This window comes from Deltaproteobacteria bacterium (assembly GCA_011773515.1).
Taxonomy (GTDB): domain Bacteria; phylum Desulfobacterota; class Deferrimicrobia; order J040; family J040; genus WVXK01.
The window spans coordinates 9821-12847 of sequence record WVXK01000112.1 but is presented as its reverse complement, the minus strand read 5'-3'; the positions used below and the strand labels follow the sequence as shown (position 1 = coordinate 12847).

Genomic DNA, 3027 nt, shown 5'->3' with positions numbered 1-3027 from the left:
CATGATCTTGACCTGCCTGCGCGTGTTGCCGCTCGAAATGGGAATCACCGATGCCCCTATTCTCTCGGCACCGTAGTGGAGCCCGAACCCCCCGGTGAAAAGGCCGTACCCGAAAGCGATCTGGACCACGTCGTCCTTGGTCACGCCGCCGGCGGTGAGCACCCGGGCCACGAGATTCGACCAGTTCTTGATGTCGTTTTTCGTGTACCCCACCACCGTGGACATCCCCGTCGTTCCCGACGAGGCGTGGACGCGGACCACCTCCCTGAGGGGGATCGCGAACATCCCGTACGGGTAGTTCTCCCTGAGATCGTCTTTGGTCGTGAAGGGCAGCCTTCGAAAATCCTCGAGGGAGCGGAACTCGTCGGGGTCTATCCCCATCTCGTCGAACTTCTTCCGGTAAAAGGGCACGTTCTTGTACACCCTGTTCAGGGTCGACTGAAGACGTTCGAGCTGGACCTGCTCGACCTCCTCCCTCTCCATGCATTCGTAATCAGGTTCCCAGTACATCCGCCTCCTCCAATCCCAGATATGGTTCACGATTCATGGTTGAGATCCCTGCCCAGATAGGCTCTCTGGATGTCTTTGTTCAGCATCAGGTCCTCAGCAGGCCCCTGCAACATTATTCTACCCGATTCGATGACGTAACCTCTATTTGCAATTTTCAGGGCGCTACGGGCATTCTGTTCGACCAGAAGAACCGTGTTTCCCTCGTCGCGGAGCCGTTCGATGACGCGAAAGATACTCCTCACGATGATCGGGGCAAGCCCCATCGACGGCTCGTCCATCATGATCAGCTTGGGCCTCGCCATGAGAGACCTCCCGATGGCGAGCATCTGCTGCTCACCCCCGGAGAGCGTTCCCGCCAGCTGGTTCTGACGCTCCAGAAGGAGGGGAAAGAGCTCGTACACCCTTTCCATATCCGATTCGGCCTTTGCCCGCTCTCTTCTCCTGACCTGGACGTACCCGCCGAGGAAAAGATTCTCTCTCACCGTCATGGTGGAAAAGATCTGTCGCCCCTCGGGGACGAGGGAGCACCCGAGAAAAACGATCTCTTCGGGAGACATTCCCATGATGTCTCTCTGATCGAAGATGACCTCGCCGGCCCTGGCTTTCACCAGGCCCGCGATGGTTTTCAGGAGGGTCGACTTCCCCGTTCCGTTCCCGCCGATTATCGTCACGATCTCCCCGGGGCTTACGTGCATCGATATCTTGTGAATAACCGTCAGCTTTCCGTAACCGGCTTCCAGGTTCCGTATCTTAAGCATCTTCCTCTCCCAGGTACACCCGGATCACCTCCTGGTCCTTCTGGACGCCGAGGGGAGTATCCTCGGCGATCTTCTCCCCGTAGCTGAGCACGACGATCTCGTCGGATATCCTCATGACGAGGGACATGTCGTGGTCAACGATCAGGATGGTCACCCCCCTGTCCCGTATCTTCTCTATGAGCCCGCCTATCTCCACCGTCTCCCGGATATTCAGCCCCGCTGCCGGCTCGTCGAGCAGGAGCAGATGCGGCTCGCAGGCAAGGGCGCGGGCGAGCTCGACAATCCGCTGCTGGCCGTAGGGAAGGCTCGTCGCCTCCACATGGGCCACCCGGGATAACCCGAGAAATCTCAGCAGCTCCATCGACCTATCGGTGATCGCCTTCTCCTCGCGCCAGGTCCAGGGCAGCTTCAGCATGGCGGCGATAAAACCCGCCCTGCCGTGGATGTGCCTGCCCACCATGACGTTCTCCAGAACCGTCATCTTCGGAAAGAGCTTCACGTGCTGGAAGGTGCGGGCAAGCCCCATTTGCGCAATCTGAAAGGGCTTCTTGTCCTGGATCATCTCCCCCTCAAAAAAGATCTCCCCCGAGTCGGCCCGCAGGGACCCCGATATCAGGTTGAAGAGGGTGGTCTTTCCGGCCCCGTTGGGTCCGATCACCGCCTTGATCGCTCCCCGTGACACGGCGAAGCTCACGTCGTTCACCGCGTGGAGGCCGCCGAAGCGCCGGTGAAGCTTTTTTACCTCAAGAAGATCCATCGTGCTGCTCCTCCAGGTCTTCGGGGGAAAGCTTCTTTTTCACCGTCTGGAACAGATTGGCGGGGACGATCCCCCCGGGGGCAAAGAGCATGATCACGATCAGGATCCCGCCGAAAACGGCATCGTCCATGGATCCGAAGAGGCCACGCAGGGAGAGGAAGTTCAGCGCCGTCCCCATGGTAAGCGCGCCCCAGAGGTTCGCCATTCCGCCCACCGCCACGATGGCAACGTAGCGGATCGACTTCATGACCGATGCCTCCGATGGCCCGATGCCCCCGTTGTAGTGGGTGAGGAAAACACCCGCGATGGCCGAAAAAGCCGCGCTGAGAACGAAGATGCTCAGCTTGTACCCCGCCGTGTCCACCCCCATGGCATCCGCCGCCTCCTCGTTGGCGTGGATGGACCGAAGCGCCCTGCCCACCCGCGAGTCGACCAGGTTCAGAAGACCCAGCAGGAAAAGGATCACGAGCCCCCAGGCGATGTAGTAGTTTGCAACCCGTGAGGAGAGGTCTCCGCTCACGACGACCCCGGGAAGCAGCGGGAAGGGGGGGACGTCGGAGAGCCCGTCGGCCTCCCCGAAAATTGCCGCCCCCAGGACGATACGGTAGATGATGATGCCAAAACCCAGCGTCGCCATCGCCAGGTAATGACCCTTGAGCTTCAATACGGGTCCGCCGATCGCGTAAGCGATGATGACCGCTGTCAGCACCGCCAGGAAGCAGGCCACCCAGGGGTGGAGATAGAGGATGTGCTCCCCGTAGAGGTTCTTCCGGAGACTCAGGGCACCTGCCTTCGACAGGAGCGACACGAACCACACATCCTTGAAAGGAAGCAGGTTGAAGGTGGTGAAAAAAGCCGAGATGTAGCCGCCTATAGCGAAGAACCCCGCGTGGCCGAGCGATATCTGTCCGGCATACCCCATGAGGAGGCAGAGCCCGAGGATGACGAGAAGGTAGTAGGCCGACATGGTGAGCTGGGTCAGGTAAAACCCCGTGCCGGTGA

Annotated in this window: 3 protein-coding genes and 1 pseudogene (1 of these 4 running past the window's edge); all 4 read right to left on the bottom strand. The window is 59.9% G+C overall.

Going from position 1 to position 3027, the window contains the following annotated elements; translation table 11 throughout:
* Positions 1 to 510 (bottom strand): annotated as a pseudogene (locus tag GTN70_11950) (phenylacetate--CoA ligase) (it extends 683 nt beyond the left edge of the window).
* A gap of 26 nt (positions 511 to 536) precedes the next feature.
* Positions 537 to 1268, bottom strand: coding sequence for an ATP-binding cassette domain-containing protein (locus GTN70_11945; protein NIO17670.1), 732 nt, complete (start codon positions 1266 to 1268; stop codon positions 537 to 539).
* On the bottom strand, positions 1261 to 2025 hold the full coding sequence (locus GTN70_11940; GenBank protein ID NIO17669.1) for an ATP-binding cassette domain-containing protein: 765 nt from the start codon (positions 2023 to 2025) through the stop codon (positions 1261 to 1263). Before GTN70_11940 ends, GTN70_11945 begins: the two co-directional genes overlap by 8 nt.
* Positions 2012 to 3027: branched-chain amino acid ABC transporter permease (locus GTN70_11935; GenBank protein ID NIO17668.1), on the bottom strand; the 1016-nt coding region annotated here is incomplete at its 5' end. The genes GTN70_11940 and GTN70_11935, both read right to left, overlap by 14 nt.

Coding starts and splice junctions, on each gene's coding strand:
- GTN70_11945 (NIO17670.1), bottom strand. CDS start 1,268: ATGCTTAAGATACGGAACCTGGAAGCCGGTTACGGAAAGCTGACGGTT.
- GTN70_11940 (NIO17669.1), bottom strand. CDS start 2,025: ATGGATCTTCTTGAGGTAAAAAAGCTTCACCGGCGCTTCGGCGGCCTC.